This window comes from Aeribacillus pallidus (assembly GCF_050478865.1).
Lineage (GTDB): Bacteria > Bacillota > Bacilli > Bacillales > JACDOC01 > JACDOC01.
This window is the reverse complement of sequence record NZ_JBCNBW010000026.1, coordinates 1-19,314: the sequence shown is the minus strand read 5'-3', so window position 1 is coordinate 19,314 and position 19,314 is coordinate 1. Positions and strand designations below refer to the sequence as shown.

14 protein-coding genes, 2 pseudogenes and 2 riboswitches are annotated in these 19,314 nt (G+C 39.5%); of the genes and pseudogenes, 14 read left to right on the top strand and 2 right to left on the bottom strand.

The genetic code is table 11. From position 1 onward, the window contains the following. Positions 1–20: 20 nt before the first annotated feature. From groL to ABES52_RS06395, 4 genes are all read left to right on the top strand, one after another. On the top strand, positions 21–1,643 hold the full coding sequence (gene groL, locus ABES52_RS06410) for a chaperonin GroEL (protein WP_429650082.1): 1,623 nt from the start codon (positions 21–23) through the stop codon (positions 1,641–1,643). A gap of 94 nt (positions 1,644–1,737) precedes the next feature. Further along, on the top strand, positions 1,738–2,214 hold the full coding sequence (locus tag ABES52_RS06405) for a tyrosine-type recombinase/integrase (RefSeq protein ID WP_429650080.1): 477 nt from the start codon (positions 1,738–1,740) through the stop codon (positions 2,212–2,214). 708 nt (positions 2,215–2,922) lie between these two features. Continuing rightward, the gene (locus tag ABES52_RS06400) at positions 2,923–3,393 is read left to right on the top strand and encodes an RNA polymerase sigma factor (protein WP_429650078.1); all 471 of its coding nucleotides are present in this window, start codon (positions 2,923–2,925) and stop codon (positions 3,391–3,393) included. Next, on the top strand, positions 3,390–4,091 hold the full coding sequence (locus ABES52_RS06395; protein WP_429650076.1) for a zf-HC2 domain-containing protein: 702 nt from the start codon (positions 3,390–3,392) through the stop codon (positions 4,089–4,091). The genes ABES52_RS06400 and ABES52_RS06395 overlap by 4 nt, the downstream gene beginning before the upstream one ends. Positions 4,092–4,360: 269 nt before the next feature. On the opposite strand, the pseudogene ABES52_RS06390 reads toward ABES52_RS06395, so the two are convergent. Together ABES52_RS06390 and ABES52_RS06385 are read right to left on the bottom strand one after the other, a co-directional pair. Beyond that, positions 4,361–4,492, bottom strand: a pseudogene (locus tag ABES52_RS06390) (IS3 family transposase); the annotation flags it as partial. Positions 4,493–4,814: 322 nt separating this feature from the next. Next, positions 4,815–5,651 (bottom strand): tyrosine-type recombinase/integrase, encoded by an 837-nt coding sequence (locus ABES52_RS06385; protein WP_429650074.1) that lies wholly within the window; start codon positions 5,649–5,651, stop codon positions 4,815–4,817. 14 nt (positions 5,652–5,665) lie between these two features. Between ABES52_RS06385 and ABES52_RS06380 the strand changes: the two genes are divergently transcribed. From ABES52_RS06380 to glcT, 10 genes and pseudogenes are all read left to right on the top strand, one after another. Further along, the gene (locus tag ABES52_RS06380) at positions 5,666–5,872 is read left to right on the top strand and encodes a hypothetical protein (RefSeq protein WP_429650072.1); all 207 of its coding nucleotides are present in this window, start codon (positions 5,666–5,668) and stop codon (positions 5,870–5,872) included. A gap of 204 nt (positions 5,873–6,076) precedes the next feature. Then, a complete protein-coding gene (locus ABES52_RS06375; protein WP_429650070.1) occupies positions 6,077–6,481 on the top strand; it encodes a DUF1259 domain-containing protein in 405 nt (134 codons plus the stop codon). A 156-nt stretch (positions 6,482–6,637) separates the two neighbouring features. Beyond that, positions 6,638–7,837 (top strand): annotated as a pseudogene (locus ABES52_RS06370) (oxalate decarboxylase family bicupin). 595 nt (positions 7,838–8,432) lie between these two features. After that, positions 8,433–10,091 (top strand): M20/M25/M40 family metallo-hydrolase, encoded by a 1,659-nt coding sequence (locus ABES52_RS06365; protein WP_429650068.1) that lies wholly within the window; start codon positions 8,433–8,435, stop codon positions 10,089–10,091. A gap of 149 nt (positions 10,092–10,240) precedes the next feature. Next, positions 10,241–11,197, top strand: a complete 957-nt coding sequence (locus tag ABES52_RS06360) for an AAA family ATPase (RefSeq protein ID WP_429650066.1) — start codon at positions 10,241–10,243, stop codon at positions 11,195–11,197. Position 11,198: 1 nt separating this feature from the next. Further along, positions 11,199–12,404, top strand: a complete 1,206-nt coding sequence (locus ABES52_RS06355; RefSeq protein ID WP_429650064.1) for a DUF58 domain-containing protein — start codon at positions 11,199–11,201, stop codon at positions 12,402–12,404. Beyond that, a complete protein-coding gene (locus ABES52_RS06350) occupies positions 12,401–14,596 on the top strand; it encodes a DUF4129 domain-containing transglutaminase family protein (RefSeq protein ID WP_429650062.1) in 2,196 nt (731 codons plus the stop codon). The genes ABES52_RS06355 and ABES52_RS06350 overlap by 4 nt, the downstream gene beginning before the upstream one ends. Positions 14,597–14,634: 38 nt before the next feature. Continuing rightward, positions 14,635–14,736, top strand: a riboswitch (purine riboswitch). A 240-nt stretch (positions 14,737–14,976) separates the two neighbouring features. Then, positions 14,977–16,497 (top strand): glutamine-hydrolyzing GMP synthase, encoded by a 1,521-nt coding sequence (gene guaA / locus ABES52_RS06345; RefSeq protein WP_429650106.1) that lies wholly within the window; start codon positions 14,977–14,979, stop codon positions 16,495–16,497. An 87-nt stretch (positions 16,498–16,584) separates the two neighbouring features. Then, positions 16,585–16,686: riboswitch (purine riboswitch) on the top strand. A gap of 132 nt (positions 16,687–16,818) precedes the next feature. After that, on the top strand, positions 16,819–18,156 hold the full coding sequence (locus ABES52_RS06340; protein ID WP_429650060.1) for an NCS2 family permease: 1,338 nt from the start codon (positions 16,819–16,821) through the stop codon (positions 18,154–18,156). A gap of 125 nt (positions 18,157–18,281) precedes the next feature. Continuing rightward, on the top strand, positions 18,282–19,124 hold the full coding sequence (gene glcT / locus ABES52_RS06335; protein ID WP_429650058.1) for a glucose PTS transporter transcription antiterminator GlcT: 843 nt from the start codon (positions 18,282–18,284) through the stop codon (positions 19,122–19,124). The last annotated feature ends 190 nt before the right edge of the window (positions 19,125–19,314 follow it).

The window sequence follows — 19,314 nt, the reverse complement described above, 5'->3', positions numbered from 1 at the left end:
TATGAGGAGGTTGTTGAGTAATGGCAAAAGAGATTAAGTTCAGCGAAGACGCTCGTCGTGCGATGCTACGCGGTGTTGATAAATTAGCTGATGCGGTAAAAGTAACTCTTGGACCAAAAGGACGTAACGTGGTTCTTGAGAAAAAATTCGGTTCTCCACTTATTACAAACGACGGTGTAACAATCGCGAAAGAAATTGAACTAGAAGACCCATTCGAAAACATGGGTGCGAAACTAGTAGCAGAAGTTGCTAGCAAAACAAACGACGTTGCTGGTGACGGTACAACTACTGCAACTGTTTTAGCACAAGCGATGATTCGCGAAGGTCTTAAAAACGTAACTGCTGGTGCGAACCCAATGGGTATCCGCAAAGGTATTGAAAAAGCAGTTGCTGTTGCAGTTGAAGAATTAAAAGCAATCTCTAAACCAATCCAAGGTAAAGAGTCTATTGCACAAGTTGCTGCCATTTCTGCGGCTGACGAAGAAGTTGGTCAATTAATCGCAGAAGCTATGGAGCGCGTTGGTAACGACGGTGTTATTACACTTGAAGAGTCTAAAGGATTCACTACTGAGCTTGAAGTAGTAGAAGGTATGCAATTTGACCGTGGTTACGCTTCTCCATACATGGTAACTGACTCTGACAAAATGGAAGCAGTTCTTGAAAATCCATATATCTTAATTACTGACAAAAAAATCTCTAACATCCAAGAAATTTTACCAGTACTAGAACAAGTAGTACAACAAGGTAAACCGCTATTAATCATCGCTGAAGACGTTGAAGGTGAAGCATTAGCTACATTAGTAGTGAACAAACTTCGTGGTACATTCACTGCAGTAGCTGTTAAAGCTCCTGGATTCGGTGATCGTCGTAAAGCAATGCTTCAAGACATTGCGATCTTAACTGGCGGTGAAGTGATCACTGAAGAACTTGGCTTAGACCTTAAGTCTGCAACTGTATCTCAATTAGGTCGCGCAGCGAAAGTTGTTGTAACAAAAGAAAATACAACAATCGTTAATGGTGCTGGTAACCCAGCTGACATTGAAGCTCGCGTGAACCAAATCAAAGCTCAACTTGAAGAAACAACTTCTGAATTCGACCGTGAAAAATTACAAGAGCGCTTAGCGAAATTAGCTGGTGGCGTAGCGGTTATCAAAGTTGGTGCTGCTACTGAAACTGAGCTTAAAGAGCGCAAACTTCGTATCGAAGACGCATTAAACTCTACTCGTGCTGCGGTAGAAGAAGGTATCGTAGCTGGTGGTGGTACAGCGCTTCTAAACGTATACAACAAAGTAGCTGCAATCGAAGCTGAAGGCGACATCGCTACTGGTGTGAAAATCGTTCTTCGTGCGATCGAAGAGCCAGTACGTCAAATCGCTCACAACGCTGGCCTTGAAGGATCTGTTATCGTTGAGCGCTTGAAGAAAGAAGAAGTTGGCGTAGGCTTCAACGCAGCGACTGGCGAATGGGTGAACATGATCGAAGCTGGTATCGTTGACCCTACAAAAGTTACTCGTTCTGCTCTTCAAAACGCAGCATCTGTTGCCGCTATGTTCTTAACAACTGAAGCGGTTGTTGCAGAAATTCCAGAAGAAAACAAAGGAAACGGAATGCCTGACATGGGCGGAATGGGCGGCATGATGTAATCTTATTAAGCCCATATTGTGAAGCTGTTTAAAGTATAAATATTTAGTGTGAAGAAGACTACTTCCTAAAAGATAGGGGGTAGTCTTTTTTGTGTTGTTAAAATTTGCATTTCAAGATTTTTTGGAAGACCGTAAATTTAAAAACACAACAGAAGTGAATATTCAAAATTACAAAGTGCTTTTAGGTAGCTTTGTTGACTATTGTCACAGTAACAACATAGTAAACGTAGAAGAAATTGAAACAATTCATGTGAAAAATTATCTAAGGGAGTGTCAGAAAAAAGGGAATTCTGCAAGTACGATAAATACGAAATTACAACGTATTAGGGCATTTTTTAATTACCTTGTGGAGGAAGGAGTTATTAAGAAAAATGTTGCATCTAAGGTAAAGCGTCAAAAAGAGGACATTAAAATTAATGTATTTAACGATGAACAAATTCAACAAATGTTGAGTTACTATCGAGGTTTAAAAAGAAGGGAAAAAAGTTATTTCGCTTATCGAGGTTATATGAATAGTGCTGTCGTTAGGATGGGTAGGGCGTTACGGCGTCGTAGGACAAGCCATAAGTAGCATAGACCTTTTCTAGTCCCTAAAAAAGAGGGTGTCGAATTAACTAACCGAACCCAAAGCGTTCTGTTAGAGGTTATGCGAAACTGTCAGGGCTACTTGAATCAGTAGGCTTGTTAAGGAGAAATCCTTACGTTAATAGGGATACACTGCGGACACCTGCTAATTCCCGAGGATGTTGTCCAAAATGTAGAACGGCTACTACTTACATTGACGAATTTTTTTATTTTCGTCTTTGTAGGTAGCCGTTCTATGCCTTACGTTTTCCTGCGTCAAGCCCTCGGATGTTGCCAAAAGCAAAAATCAAAAACAAGTCCAAAGCTAAAATAATTATTATAAATTTTAATTAGTTTTATTACCTTATAGGATAACCACCAAGCGTTAGGATTATGTCGTTAGCATGTAAAGAAATAGGATTAGAAAAAGAAACGGTTATGAAGCTTATAAGGGTGATGTACATCACGATGGGTTAACGGTGGAAGAAGCTAACGGGTATTTTAGTTCAATACTGTTGATATTAGACGTTTGAACGACTATTTAGTGACATATAAAATAAAATTAAATTGTATGTCCAGAATTACAAATTAGTAAATAATCGAGAAACACTATACAGCTTAAACAAGCGTGTCAAATGGTACGTTTAAATTTTTTAAAATAATCTGTAACGAAATTCACCTTCAAAAGTCTTATTTATGAAAGCGAGGTGGTGTTGTGACTAATTTTGAAGAAGTATATTTTCAATTTTTTGATGATGTATATTTATATGTCCTCTCACTATGCCACAATGAAAGTTTGGCGGAAGAAATAACACAAGAAACTTTTTTTAAAGCTTTAAAAAGTATAGACAAATTTAAAGGCGAATGTAAAATGCGGGTGTGGCTTTGCCAAATAGCAAAAAATACTTACTTTTCATATTTTAAAAAGAATAAATATATTACAAATGAACCTTGTGAAGAGGAGAGAATCGAATGTTTTGTGCAAAAGTTATTAAGTAGTGAAACAAAATTGGAAATTCACAAAGCACTGCATTCTTTAGAAGAACCCTATAAGGAGGTTTTCTCTTTACGAATATTTGGTGAATTATCTTTTTTACATATCGCTGAAATTTTTGGGAAGACAGAAAACTGGGCAAGGGTTACTTTTTATCGTTCTAAACATAAACTAAAGGAGGCTTTAAAATGAAAGTATCGTGTGAAATAGTAAAAGATTTATTACCACTCTACCACGATGATATTTGTAGTATACAAAGTCGTATTGCTGTTGATGAACATTTACAAGAGTGTGAAGATTGTAAATGTTATCTTGCCAGTATGAATAATGATTTCATTCGAGGTGAATTTGGAGAAGTGGCGGAAAAAGCAAAATATGAAACATTCAAAGGAATTAAAAAGAAATTATTTAAAAAAAATGTAAAGATGATAATGGTTTCAATTTTATGCACAGTTACTGCATTGTTGGGATTATTTTCTTTTATTTTTCACTATCAAATGCCAATTTCATATGAAGATGGACTATTAAATGTGAAGAAGGCAAATGATGGAGTAATTGATATCGTTTTTAATGGTGATGACTATTATGCTTCATATGGGTTTACAAAAACGATTGAAAAAGATGGGGAAGTTCAGAACGTAGCTTATATTTACTATACAGATTCTATTTGGACAAAATATTTTTCAAATCCAAACAATAATGAAAAGTATCAATTCTGGTTTGGTAACGAAATTATGGTGGATTATGCTAAAAACGGCAAGGCTATTAAATCTAAAAAAGGTATATCTGCTGTTTATTATTTGATTGGAGATTACGAAGACCTGGTACAAATGTCAGATGATGAGTTTGCCAAGTATACACAAAATGCTATTCTCCTTTGGGACAACTAAAATTGCATTGTCCATGTAATAAGTTGTTAATTAATCCTTGAGGGACATGGCTAAGCCCTAAGGCGTGTCCTCTACCTTACGCAAACACTGTTATACGTAAACAAGGAAAGACACGCCCCGACTTAAAGTTAAGAAATTTGACAAGTTATTGGGAATTTTATAAAGAGATTGACGACAAGGCGGGGGAAAATGTACGTAATAAACCTACCTGCTACTATACAGTACAATCTAGTTAATTCCATTGTAAAAGACTTTGAGGGTAGTGACCCCTAAAATTTAGAGTTTAAATTTGCGGCTATTTGGCTGGTTTGAGTTCGGTATTGTACTGGGCTTAAACCAGCCAATTTTACTTTAATTCGTTTCTTATTATAATAGTCAATGTACTCCTCAATCTTTTGTTTGTAACTGCTAGACTAAAATGGACAGTTATCGACAGATAAAATTGAACACTTTCTTACCAAATTTTAACTCAACAGCTATGATAGATTTGGAGAGTTTATAGATGTTGGAGGGATGTTCGAAAAAAAACTTAGAAACGTTGATATAACGCACTTTTAGAGCATATCGTAATCGATGTTACACCCCCTCGCATAATGGGCGGCATGATGTAATAAGGGTTTTAAAACCTTGTTATATCAACGTCTAAAATGATAATATGCTTTTCTTGTCCTCGGATTTGTCCTCTTTTCTACAAATCAAGGCAAACCATGCAAGAATAGCTAACTATAGGAGAAGGTCTTTCATCAGTTTGCTAAACTGTTGGGAGGCCTTTTCTTCCATTTTGGAGGTCATATGTGCATAGATATTCATTGTCGTATTAATATCTGTATGTCCAAGCTGCTGTTGTATTTCTTTAATGCCTACTCCAGCTTCAATCAATAGTGAAGTGTGAGTATGTCTAAATGAGTGTGGAGTAATGTTCTTTTCAATTTCTGCTTTTTTAAGAAGTCGTTTAAGTCTTGTCTTAACTACTTTTCTTAGTTGTGGATGTCCATCCTCTCGAGCGAAAATAAATCCGTTATCTTGGTAAACAAGTCTGTTTTTTAATTTTATTTCATTTTGTTTAAGCCGATGCTTCTTTAACATGCTGATCAGCATTTCATCAATCTTGATTGTACGGACAGAGCCCTTTGTCTTTGGCGTTAAAAGCTGATATTTTTCATAATGATTGTTAGGGTTATAAAGAGTTTTAGTAACTCGAATAGCACCTTGCTTTTCGTTAAAATCTCCCCATTTTAAGGCCAATAATTCACCTATTCGTAATCCTGTATAGGAAAGTACCGTGAAGACAAGATGATCCATTTCAAGCCCTTCTGTATAGGCTAATTTAAGAAAATGGGCAAGCTCTTCTTTTTCAAGAAAGACAATATCCTCTTCTGCTTTCTCTAGTTCTTCAACACTTTGCTGCTTTTTAGGCATTTTGAAATCCTCGGTAGGATTACTTTTTATCAGTCCTTGCGTTAATGCTTTCCGAAAAATCATTCTTCCACAAGCATGAATACCATCCATATAATTTTGGCTGTATTTTTCGTTTAATTCCAGAATCCATCCTTTCTTCATAAATTTTCTTAGTAATGCGGCTTAACCAGGGATTTGGTAATATCTTTGGTAATCAAAATGATATTCATGATATCTTATCACAGCTTGAGGAAAAGGATGTAGTAGAAGTTTATAATGAGAATCAAGACCAACAGCCACCTGAATGGTTAGGAAAAATGGAAGAAGAACGACAAGAGATGGATGAATCAAAGCTAGATGAAGATAAGGACGCTATAACCTAATAACTTTTTTAAAAGATAGTTAATAAATGTATTAGCTAGACAATAACACATTATTTTACAAACATATGCTTATATATAAATAAAACATCTTTCGAGATAAATCATGTAGTTTTTTATGAAATGAAGCAGGATAACAGAAAAGGGATTTTTTTTACATGAAAAAGTGTCGGTTTACATATTTTTTAAAGTAAGGGAGGGTGGTAGATGAATAACTTTGAGGTCATTTGTGCGGAATTTGCTTCAATCCTTAAAGGGAAGAGTATTATAAGTCAAGGTAGCTGTTCTGTATCATTACACCGCGATTTTAAGGTATTCGTTCAAGGGCGCCCAAGTAAATCTGTTTTGCCGGTAGGGGTATTATTTGAATCCTTGGACCAGAGTGGTAAAGCATTAAACTTTGCTGAAATCGCCCTTTTACAAGAAGAGATTCCTAATTTTATGTATTCAATTGTCCAACAAGGTTTGATTGTGAGTGCCCTACATAATCACTGGCTATTTATGAATCCTCAAGTTATGTATATTCACATCCAATCGATAGAGCCTCCATTGAATTTTGCAAAAAAGATGGCTTACGCGTTTTCATTTTTACGGAGTTATCCCGTGGCTTAGAGAGTTTAAGCAAGATTAATCTCCTCTTAAAGAATATGCGATATTCAAGAGTAATAGATTGGGACTATTGTTCAGTTATAGGGTGTATATCTAAAATAAGTAGGTACGCTTTTTGGCAGAAGGACAGTAGTGGATATCGCGAGAGAGGATGGTTTTATGAAAAACAATCCACGTGATCAATATATCAATGGAAATATACCGCAGCCGATAAGGAGTGATGGTGCCGGTTTTGTGGATCTTGGCCCGAGGGACGTCATGCGCGACATGGAGAACCCTGACTTGCTAGTTCCACCACCAACCGATGCTGGAACGATCCCCAACTTAAAGTTTTCATTCTCCGATGCGCCTATGACGTTAAAACATGGTGGATGGTCACGGCAAGTGACGACTAGAGAGTTGCCGATCGCAACTACACTTGCGGGAGTAAACATGGCTCTAACACCGGGTGGTGTTCGTGAGTTACATTGGCATAAGGAATCTGAATGGGCCTACATGATTTGGGGAAAGGCACGCATCACTGCAGTCGATCAGGACGGGCGGAACTTTATCGCCGATGTCGGCCAAGGGGATTTATGGTTCTTTCCCCCCGGGGTTCCACACTCGATTCAAGGACTGGAAGGAGGCTGCGAGTTTTTGCTCGTGTTCGATGACGGCGGCTTCTCCGATCTCGATACTTTTTCTATTTCCGATTATTTCGCACATACACCTAAAGAGGTACTGTCGGCAAATTTCGGTGTACCGGAAAGTGCCTTTGCCCCTATCCCGAAACAACAGGTATACATTTTTCAGGGAAAACTACCCGGCTCGCTTGAGAGTCAACAGGTACCAGATCCCTATGGTACCGTACCAAAGAGTTTCACACATCGGCTGCTTGCGCAGGAGCCGCTGGTTTTTCCGGGCGGTTCAGTGCGCATAGTTGATTCCAGCAATTTTCCTGTTTCGGTTACAACTGCGGCAGCGTTGGTAGAAGTCAAACCGGGAGCAATGAGGGAAATACATTGGCACTTTGCAGATGAGTGGCAGTATTACCTGACAGGGACCGCGCGAATGACGGTATACGCGGCAGATGGCCAGGCTCGAACTTTCGATTACCGAGCGGGTGATGTTGGGTATGTACCAAAACCATGAGGACATTACATCCAGAACACCGGTAACACATCTCTATGGTATCTGGCAATCTTCAGAACCGATCGCTATGCTGACGTGTCGCTGAATCAATGGATGGCACTTACACCTCATGAGTTGGTACAGCAGAACTTAAATGTAGGACCGGAGTTGATGAACGCACTGCGAAAAGAAAAAGTGCAAGTAGTAAAATATCCGGGGTTTTCCTACTATCCAAAAACGAGTCGATAGAAAATGCCCTGCAACCGGTTGATTCCTTTATTAGTATATAGGTTTATAATAACAAAGCCCATCTCCTTGAAATGAGAAGGGCTTTTTATAACACTTAAATTTGTCCTCGACTTGTTGAAAAAACTATTTCAGATTATTTAAAATAAAACTGCAAAAATATTGATTCTTTGCGTTTTTTTATAACGATATTCTCCTAATACATATCCGAATGAATGGGCGGCATGATGTAATCACTGCCTGAACATACAAGGGACACTAGGATTACCCCTAGTGTTCCTTTTTTTATTTTTAGGCTTTGTTAAACGATACTGTTGAATTTATACATGTCGCTAGTGGCGGACGCTTTCTGCGGGCAAGCCGCAAGCCGCTTCCCTCGCTACGCTCAAGAAAGGGCCTTGTTTGGCTTCTTGTTCCCGCTAAAGTCGCCGCCGTGTGAACAACTTGCTAAAAATCAACAATGAAATATAACAAAGCCTATTTTTATGACCAAACAAATATATATTGAATTTTTGAAATAATTTTTACCTTTCGTGGGGTTTAATGATATGATGAAAAAAATGAAGTGTAGCAACCTGAGATTATAGGGGGATACAACATGTACGAACAGATGAAGCGATTAAGCTTGGCAGAACAAGTGGAAGTACTGACACGTAAGTTAATCTCTATACCGAGTATTAATCATACAGAAGGGGAAGTGGTCCTCGCTGATGCGGTAAAGGAGATTCTTTTGTCGTTTCCCTACTTTCAACGTCACCCTGAACACGTGTGGGAACAACCAATTCCAGGGGATGGTCTTAGTAGGAAAAATATTTTTGCCTTCGTTCAAGGAAAAAAACAATCAGCGAAAACGGTGATATTTCATGCTCACTTAGATACCGTTGGAATCGACGATTTTGGGGCTATTAAGCATCATGCGTTTCAACCTGATGCCCTGCAAACGTATTTTTCTACCTATGAATTTGACAAAGAGGTGCAAAAGGATGCTCAGTCTGATGAGTGGTTATTCGGGCGAGGGTCTGTCGATATGCAAAGCGGAATTGCGGTTCATTTAGCGAACGTTTTGTATTTTTCCGAGCGAATCGATGAACTGAACGGAAATATTTTGTTCATGGTCAATCCGGACGAAGAAAGTCAGCATATTGGGATTAAAGCAGCTGTATCGGAACTTCTCCATTTACGCGAAGAAAAAGGACTGGATTTTATCGTGGCCATCAATGATGATTTTATTTCACCATTATATGATGGAGACAACACGAGATATATTTATACCGGTGCGGCTGGAAAACTCCTCCCAAGCTTTTTTATTTTTGGTCGTGAAGCGCATGTGGGTGATACGTTAACCGGTGTTGATCCAAATGTCATTGCTGCTGAAATTACTCGCCGGATTCATAATAATGTTGATTTATGTGAAGACATCGAAAACGAAATTGTGTTACCACCAACTTGCTTATTCCAACGGGATAATAAATTTTCTTATAACGTACAAACGGCGACAAGCAGCTATGTATACTTCAATTACTTTTTGTACAAGCGCTCGGCGAAAGAGGTAATGGAACAGCTGCTTACGTTGACGAAAGCTGCTTGCCGAGACATTCAAATACGCTCCCAAAAACAGTACGAGCAATTTTTACAACGAACGAATTTAAAGCGAAAAGAATTGTCATGGGACATTGAAGTCGTAGCTCTTGATGAGTATGTTGAACGTTTATCTTCATTGAACATTGATGTGGAAAGTGTCAGCAAGGCCGTAGCAAAGCAGTATAAAGACGTCGATTTACGAATATTATCGTTTAAAATTGTCGAAGTTTTAAACGAACTTGATCCAATTAAAAAGCCGCGGGTCATTGTCTTTTTTGCTCCGCCGTATTTACCACACAATTATTTACGACCACATGTTCCAAGGGAGAGGATAATGCTTCAAGTAGTCGAGCAAGTGCTGAAACAAATGGAACAGCGTACAGGAGAACGGTTTGAAATGAAACGCTTTTTCCCATATTTAGCGGATGGAAGTTATTTATCGATTCACGAATCGGATGAAGAAATTGCCTATTTATTGAACAATTTTCCAATGTTAGGTGATTACTATTCATTACCGGTTCAAAAAATCCGAGAGTTAAATGTTCCTTCAATCAATATGGGGGTTTACGGTAAAGATGGTCACAAATGGACGGAACGAGTGTATAAACCGTACTCGTTTGGCGTGTTGCCGGCTTTAATTCAACAAGTAACCGAAACATTGCTAACGATTGAATAAGCGCAATAATAATTGAGGGAGGCGGATGCACATACGTTCGCCCTCTATTATCTGTTTAGGAGAAACTATCATTCTATCAAAAATTTCCTGTTTATTGTAAAATATGAAATGTTATCGAATATTCAGAAAGAAGGGTGTGGAGAAATGTTATGACGACAAAGGTCTCAAATGAGAAACTTTTACGCGTAATTGATAATATTGAAAAAGTGATGATCGGAAAAAAAGAAGTTGGAGAGCTATGCTTAGTCGCTTTGTTAGCGAAGGGGCATGTGTTATTAGAAGACGTACCAGGTGTCGGAAAAACGATGATGGTTCGGTCATTAGCGAAATCCGTTAGTGCCACGTTTAAACGAATTCAATTTACCCCCGATTTATTGCCATCTGATGTCCTCGGTGTTTCTATTTATGATCCAAAGAAAATGGAATTTCAGTTCCGACCTGGTCCTATTATGGGCCATATCATTTTAGCCGATGAAATTAACCGGACGTCACCGAAAACGCAATCGGCGTTACTCGAATGTATGGAAGAAAGCAGTGTGACTGTCGACGGAGTATCGTATCAGTTGAAAGCTCCATTTTTTGTGATGGCCACGCAGAACCCGATTGAATATGAGGGGACATATCCATTACCAGAAGCGCAGTTGGATAGATTTTTATTAAAAATTGAAATGGGGTATCCAACAGCAGAAGAAGAAATTGAGGTGTTAAATCGGGCGCAACGTATTCCGCCGATTGAACAGCTTCAACCGGTGATAACCTTAGACGAGCTAAGAGAGCTGCAAGAAGCGGTACTTGAAGTCATTGTCGATGAAACGATTAAAAGATATATAGTCGATCTTGCTACCCGCACCAGAACACATACGAATGTGTACTTAGGCGTTAGTCCTCGTGGGTCTATCGGATTAATGCGGGCCTGTCAAGCGTACGCCCTATTAAGAGGTCGTGATTACGTGATTCCAGACGATGTCCAATATTTAGCTCCGTTCGTGTTTGCGCATCGAATGATTTTAAAACCAGAGGCGACGTATGAAGGGATTACTTCACGAGAAGTGGTTCAACAAATCATTCAACGGACGAAGATACCGATTAAAAAGGTCGTGAGATAAGATGAAAAAATGGAAGCAGGCGTTCAAAATCGCATTCAAAGGGATATTATTGATCATCTTATTGGCAAGTACGTTTGCTTATGCCATGTTTCAAGGGGGCTTTGTCAGTTGGTTTTTATTTTATAGTTTTGTTCCGTTTGCCCTTTATTCTTTTCTTTTACTATTGTACCCCTTTCGTGATTTTAAAGTGGAACGAATTATTGACCGGTCAAATGTCAAAGCCGGAGACCATGTTCCGGTGACGATTCGAATGACACGGTCGTTTCCGTTTCCTTTGTTTTACATGGTGGTAGAGGATATCCTGCCAAGTTCCATTACCGATCATTCAGAATGTAAGCCCGTCAAAAAAATCATTTTTCCATGGTTTCGCAAAACGATCGAATTAAGTTATCTAATCAACCATATTCCAAGAGGAGAGCATCTGTTTCGTGTCGTTCGCTGTACAATAGGCGATCCGTTGCAGCTAATTGAACGAGAGAAAATGTTTTCTTATGAAAGTCATCTCCTTGTTTATCCCTCATATGTCGAAATGGTGTACCGTCCGTTAGAAAGCCGGTACGACCAAGGAATGGTTCATTCGACCTTACGAATACAAAGAGATACGTCATTAGTAACAGGGGTAAGAGAGTATCAACCGGGGGATCGGGTGTCGTGGATTCATTGGAAAGCTTTTGCGAAGAAAAATGAATTAATGACGAAAGAGTTTGAAGAAAAACGGTCGCATGATGTGTGGTTATTACTGAACCGTGAACAAAGTGAGGCGTTTGAACTGCTTGTGAAATTTGCCGCATCGGTTACACGAGCGGTGTTAAAGCACGGGGCACAATTAGGTGTGTATTCGGTCGGAGAAGAATACACAATTCTCCCGTTGAACGGAGGCGATGAGCAAAAGCAAAAAGTATTTTATCATTTAGCGAAAGTAAAGGATAATTTCCCTGATTCGTTCCAGCAAGTCATTCGTTCGTTCCAACAAGAAGTGCCGACAACGGTTTCCGTCCTTATTCTGACGACCTCAATGACGCCGTTTATGATTAAAGAATTCCATCGCTTTACATCAGTTGGTGTCTTTTTAATCAAACGAGATGGCGAACCGTTGAAAAGGGAAGAAAAAATCGCGATGAATGAGGCGAAGTTAAAAGGGACGTTGGTCAAAGTGTTACGGGAGCATGACTTTTCCCATGCGTTTGCGGAGGTGAAAAACGCATGACTGAAAAAGCTAATCGGACGTTTCGTATCGTGTTAGCCATACTCGGATTTCTTCTTCTATGGGAATGGCTTCAGCCGATTCAACAGTTAACCGATACCGGGTATATCGGCTATTTTGTTCTGTTTGTCGCTCTCATCCTAGGCTTACTTTATACTCGCGTGCGATTTTTCTATATATTAGGTGTGGCGCTCGCTTATATCTTCTTTTTTATCCATCGCTGGCACTTTTCTATCCCAACCGACGAGCCTCGTTGGCTGTCTTTGTGGACGTTGGATATGATTCGTATCATTCATCAAGATTGGGAATTGGTAAGTGATTCGTTTCGTACTCTGTTATTCTTTTTCGTTTTGTGGATGATGTCCCACCTTTTGTATTACTGGCTACAAGTCAAAAACAGCATTTTTCTGTTTTATGTCATGACGGTTCTTTATATTACGATCCTTGATACGTTCACTCCTTATGACGGAACGATGGCGATTATTCGCGCGGTCATTTTTGGTTTTTTATTATTAGGATTATTGACGTTAAAGCGGATCATCGATGCAGAAAACATATCAGTGGGGAAAGAAACGGTTCGTTTATGGACGATTCCTCTGGCCATTTTTATAGCTTTTTCGTCCATCTTCTCATTTGTGGCTCCGAAATTTTCACCTATATGGCCGGACCCCGTCCCATATATTAAGTCCTATGCTGAAGAGGCCGGAGAGGGAGAGGGGATAACAGGTTCGGTCATCCGTTATAGCTTTGACGACACCCAATTAGGGGGACCGTTTATTGGGGACAATCATGTCGTCTTTTCGGCAGCCGTTCGTACCCCGCATTACTGGCGAGTGGAATCAAAAGATACGTATACGGGAAAAGGGTGGGAGCAGTCCAAAGTATATAGCAAAATTCATACCTTTGTGACGGATGGAACGTTAACGAACCCGTTTCATCCCGATAGATTAATGGGACTGGATCCTGAAGTGGTATGGGATGATGAGCGCATTGTATACGAAGCGACTGTGAATATGAATCAACGGTACCGCCACCTTGTGTATCCGTATGGAACAAAAGTCGTTGAGGCAAACGATTCTACGTTATTTCATGTAGATTTTGAAACTCAAAAAATTGAGACAGGCACTCAATATTTAGCTTCCTACTCTTTTCAATACCAGATTCCGGTATATGACGTAGAAGTGTTGCGTCAAGCAACTGTAGATAGAACGGATATTGATCTTCAGTTTTTGAATCATTACACACAACTACCTGACAATTTACCTCAACGTGTCATTGATTTGGCTCAGGAAATCGTTGAAGGGAAAGAAAATTGGTACAACCAAGCGAAAGCGATTGAGGATTATTTTCAACAAGGGGATTTTGTGTATGACCAAGTTAATGTCCCTTACCCACGTCCCGAACAAGATTATGTTGATCAATTTTTGTTTGAAACGAAGCGCGGATACTGTGATAACTTTTCGACAGCGATGGTTGTTTTATTAAGAGCCGTTGGTGTTCCGGCGCGTTGGGTGAAAGGCTATACAGCGGGGGAATATACAAAGGCGCTTGATTCCACGTACAAAGAATATCGTATTACAAACTATAATGCTCATTCGTGGGTAGAAGTGTTTTTCCCAGATGTCGGTTGGGTCCCGTTTGAACCGACGAAAGGTTTTGATAACTATGTTGTTTTCCAACAGCCGGATATTAACGACGATGACACGTTTGATCCTTCCGTATTAGAGCAAGAAGACGATAACGAGGAGAACAAACTGGAAGAAAAAGACGAAGACAAAAATGGGGTATCCATCAAAGAAATATGGGAACAGTTTGTGACATGGACGAAAGAGCATCTTGTAGCGATTGGGATCACTCTTTTAGCTGTCACTCTCATCATATGGGTCCTATATTTGCTCCGAAGAAGATGGTTACCATACTGGTGGATGCTGTATTATCGCTTCCGTGCTAATCAAAACCATTTTCCACACGCTTATGAACAATTGTTACACCAGTTGAAGCGGTATGGGTTAACCTTAAAAGACGGGCAAACGTTAAGAAGCTACGCCAAAAGGGTGGACGAATTCTTTTCAACCGATGCGATGAGCCGATTAACGTTGGAGTATGAAAAATACGTGTACCGAGGCCAAGACCACCCTTCATGGGACCAAACGAAAGAATTGTGGGAATATTTAATCAAAAAGACAACTAGTTGACCATCGGGTAAATCAAGTATAAAATGAGAACTAATTTAAAATCGAATGTGGTTGCCCTTCATATATTTTCGATAATATGGTTCGAAAGTTTCTACCAAATCACCGTAAATGATTTGACTATGAAGGCAGAGGTTCTATAGGCACTTTTGTGCTTAAAACTAGAATTCTGCTTTTCATAAGGAAAGGGGAATTCTAGTTTTTCTTTTATGAACTTGAAGCACTCGAACCAATCAACGAAAAGCCATAATGGCTTCAGGAATTTTGAGCAAAAATAAGAAAACAATCCCTTGTTTTCATCAATGGCGCCACAAAATTGTCTTAAAGAATAATTTCATGGGGTGAACATCTTGTCAGGGAAAACGGAAAAACAAATTCAAGAAATGATTGTCGTACTTGATTTTGGAAGCCAGTATAACCAATTAATTACACGCCGGATTCGTGAGTTCGGGGTCTATAGTGAATTACATCCTCATACGATTACGGTGGAAAAACTGCAAGAAATGAATCCAAAAGGGATTATCTTTTCTGGTGGTCCAAATAGCGTTTATGCTGAAAATGCTTTCCATTGTGATGAACGTATTTTTGAATTAGGGATTCCGATTTTAGGAATTTGCTACGGCATGCAGCTGATGACAAAGCACTTTGGTGGAACCGTGGAAAAAGCGACTCACCGTGAGTATGGAAAAGCAACCATTCATGTAGAAAACGAATCCACCTTATTTAAAGGCCTTCCATCTGAACAAGTGGTATGGATGAGTCATAGTGACTTAGTAACGGAAGCGCCGGCAGGATTCACAGTAGATGCGACTAACCCTTCTTGTCCAATCGCTGCAATGAGCAATGAAGTACGCAAGCTTTATGCGGTTCAATTCCACCCGGAAGTTCGTCATTCGGTTTATGGAAATGATTTGTTAAAGAAATTCGTTTTCGACGTGTGCGGCTGTGAAGGAAATTGGTCCATGGAAAACTTTATTGAGATGGAAATTCAAAAAATCCGTGAGACGGTAGGAGATAAAAAAGTATTATGCGCCTTAAGTGGTGGGGTCGACTCTTCCGTCGTTGCGGTGTTAATTCATAAAGCCATTGGAAAACAGCTGACATGTATTTTCGTTGATCACGGATTGCTTCGTAAAGGAGAAGCGGAGAGCGTCATGGAGACGTTTGCAAAAGGGTTTGATATGAACGTCATTAAAGTGGACGCAAGAGATCGCTTCTTAAATAAACTAAAAGGTGTGACTGACCCAGAGCAGAAGCGTAAAATTATTGGAAACGAATTTATTTACGTCTTCGACGATGAAGCAGCGAAATTAGAAGGTATTGAGTTTTTAGCTCAAGGAACGCTATACACGGATATTATCGAAAGTGGGACAGCAACAGCACAAACGATTAAGTCTCACCATAATGTCGGTGGGTTACCAGAAGATATGAAATTTAAATTAATTGAACCGTTAAATACACTTTTTAAAGATGAGGTCCGTGCCCTAGGAACCCAATTAGGAATTCCGGACGAAATCGTTTGGCGTCAACCATTCCCTGGACCAGGTTTAGGTATTCGAGTGCTTGGAGAAGTAACAGAAGAAAAATTAGAGATTGTTCGTGAATCTGATGCGATTTTACGTGAAGAAATTAAAAAAGCTGGATTAGAACGCGATATTTGGCAGTACTTCACCGTGCTTCCAGACATTCGTAGCGTAGGAGTTATGGGCGATGCTCGAACATATGACCACACCATTGCTATTCGTGCGGTTACATCTATAGACGGGATGACATCGGATTGGGCGCGGATTCCATGGGACGTATTAGAGAAAATTTCTACAAGAATTGTCAATGAAGTGCCTCACGTGAACCGCGTCGTATATGATATTACAAGTAAGCCACCTGCAACGATTGAATGGGAGTAAAAACGAACGATTATTAATGAATAACAAAAAATGTTCGTGTTTTGTATTGACGTGATGATCGGGTATTGATACAATAAATTCGACAATAACATAACACACACATTACGTCGTATAATATCGGGAATATGGCCCGATAGTCTCTACCAAGCTACCGTAAATAGCTTGACTACGAGGTAATAGAAAATAAATGGGGGTTATCGTCCGTTTGGTGACCCCTTTATTTCCCTATTCCTTAAAAGTCAACGCTTCGACGTGGTAGTCGGAGCGTTTTCTTTGTTTGGGGAGTGCGACGTTCGTGTGTCGGTTGGAGGGGAATAAGTAATGAAACAATTTTTTCAGTTTGACGAGCTGGGGGCGAATTATCGTCGCGAGTTCATTGGGGGATTAACCACTTTCCTCTCGATGGCGTATATTTTAGTGGTTAACCCTATTACGCTATCATTAACGTCTATTCCAGATTTACCTGATGCGATGCGAATGGATTACGGAGCAGTGTTTGTCGCTACAGCTTTAGCAGCTGCTATTGGTTCAATTTTGATGGGGCTTCTTGCAAAGTATCCGATTGCCCTTGCTCCAGGTATGGGGCTAAACGCCTTTTTTGCTTACACCGTCATCTTAACCATGGGGATTCCATGGCAACAAGCGTTAACAGGCGTACTTTTTTCCGGACTAATTTTTATCGTTCTAACCCTTTCTGGTATTCGTGAAAAAATTATTAACTCTATTCCAGCAGAATTAAAATACGCTGTTGGAGCTGGTATCGGATTATTTATCACCTTTATCGGTTTCCAAAATGCCGGAATTATCGTAAATAACGATGCGGTATTGGTCGGTTTAGGAGATTTAACAAACGGAACAACGTTATTAGCTATATTCGGTATTTTCGTGACGGTCATTTTCATGACACGTGGCATTAATGGCGGGATCTTTATCGGAATGGTGATCACGGCAATTGTTGGTATGATAACGGGGCTCATTGATACTCCGAGTCGTATCGTTGGTTCTGTACCGAGTATCGAGCCAACCTTCGGAAAAGCGTTAGAGCCAATTTTTAATAATGCTGGACAAGTATTTACAGTGGAAATGCTTGTTGTTGTCCTAACATTCTTATTCGTCGACTTTTTCGATACAGCGGGAACATTGATGGCCGTGACCAACCAAGCAGGGTTAATAGTGAATAACAAATTGCCGCGTGCTGGAAAAGCTTTGTTGGCAGATTCTTGTGCAACAGTTGTTGGTGCGTTATTAGGTACGTCTACAACGACATCTTATATTGAATCTTCTGCTGGTGTAGCGGCAGGTGCGCGTACAGGTTTTGCGTCTTTAGTAACGGCTGCTTTCTTCTTATTATCTTTATTCTTCTTCCCGTTATTGGAAGTAATTACAGCTCCAGTTACAGCGCCAGCGTTAATTATCGTTGGAGTGTTGATGGTTTCCTCCTTAGGAAAAATCGACTGGACGAAATTTGAAATTGCTGTCCCGGCCTTTTTAACACTCATTGCTATGCCGCTTACGTACAGCATAGCGACGGGAATTGCTATTGGATTTATCTTTTATCCAATTACGATGATGATGAAAGGTAAAATGAAAGATATTCATCCAATTATGTACTTGTTATTCGTTATTTTTGTCAGCTATTTTGTCTTTTTAATTGAATAATATAGACCGAGGGGTATACCCTCGGTTTTTATGTTGTTCAAAAACATTTCGTTGAAATCGCTTCAATTTTTGTTATACAATTTATGCGAGTCCGTCGATTGGTGTCGAAATAAGGGGAGCCAAAAATGACTAGTTTTCATGTAGAAAAGGTTTTGAATAACAATGTGTTAATTGCCTCGCATAAAGATTTCGGGGAAGTTGTAATTATTGGAAAAGGCATAGGGTTTAGTCGCAAAAAGGGAGATTTGATTAGTCAAGAAGCGATTGAAAAAATGTTCGTGTTAACGAATGAGAAGGAGCAAGAACAATATAAAAAACTCCTTCCACACGTCGATGAAAACATGCTGGATGTTATTGTTTCAGCCATTGAACTCATTCGAAAACGAACGAATAAGTATTTGAACGAACATATTCATGTCGCTTTAACAGATCATATCATGTTCGCTGTTCGACGGCTCATGCAAGGAATGGAAATTCGCAACCCGTTTTTAAAAGAGACGCATGCACTGTATCCATATGAATATGAAATTGCTAGAGAAGTCGTGGACTTTTTAAATCAAGAGACGGACCTTCATTTTCCGGAAGGGGAAGTTGGATTTATTGCCCTTCATATTCATAGTGCAATTGAGAACAAAAAAATACGAGAAATTAATAAACATTCGCAATTAATTGTTAAACTCATTCAAATGATTGAGCAGCAATTAGGGATACAGATGAACAAAGACAGCGTCGAATATATGCGTCTCGTTCGACATTTACGGTATACGATCGAGCGTGTGCTAAACGGCGAGAAAGTGGAAGAACCGGAAAAAATCGCAAAACTATTGAAAGAAGAGTACCCTCTATGCTACAATTTGGCATGGAAACTAGTAAAAATGATGCAACAAACATTAAAAAAGCCGGTGTATGATGCGGAGGCTGTCTATTTGACGATGCATCTACAGCGGATTCAATCAAAAATAAAGTAAATCAATCATTATCACGCTTGCGTGTTACTGATTCGATCAGGCATGAGCAAGGAGGATGAGGGCTAATAACGTCATATTGATGGCGTTGTTTAGTCGTGTCTTCCTTTGTTCATGCTTTTTTGTTTGTTGCACAAAATAAGTTAAGCATTTAAGGAGGTAAAGCTATATGTTTAAGGCTCTATACTAAATG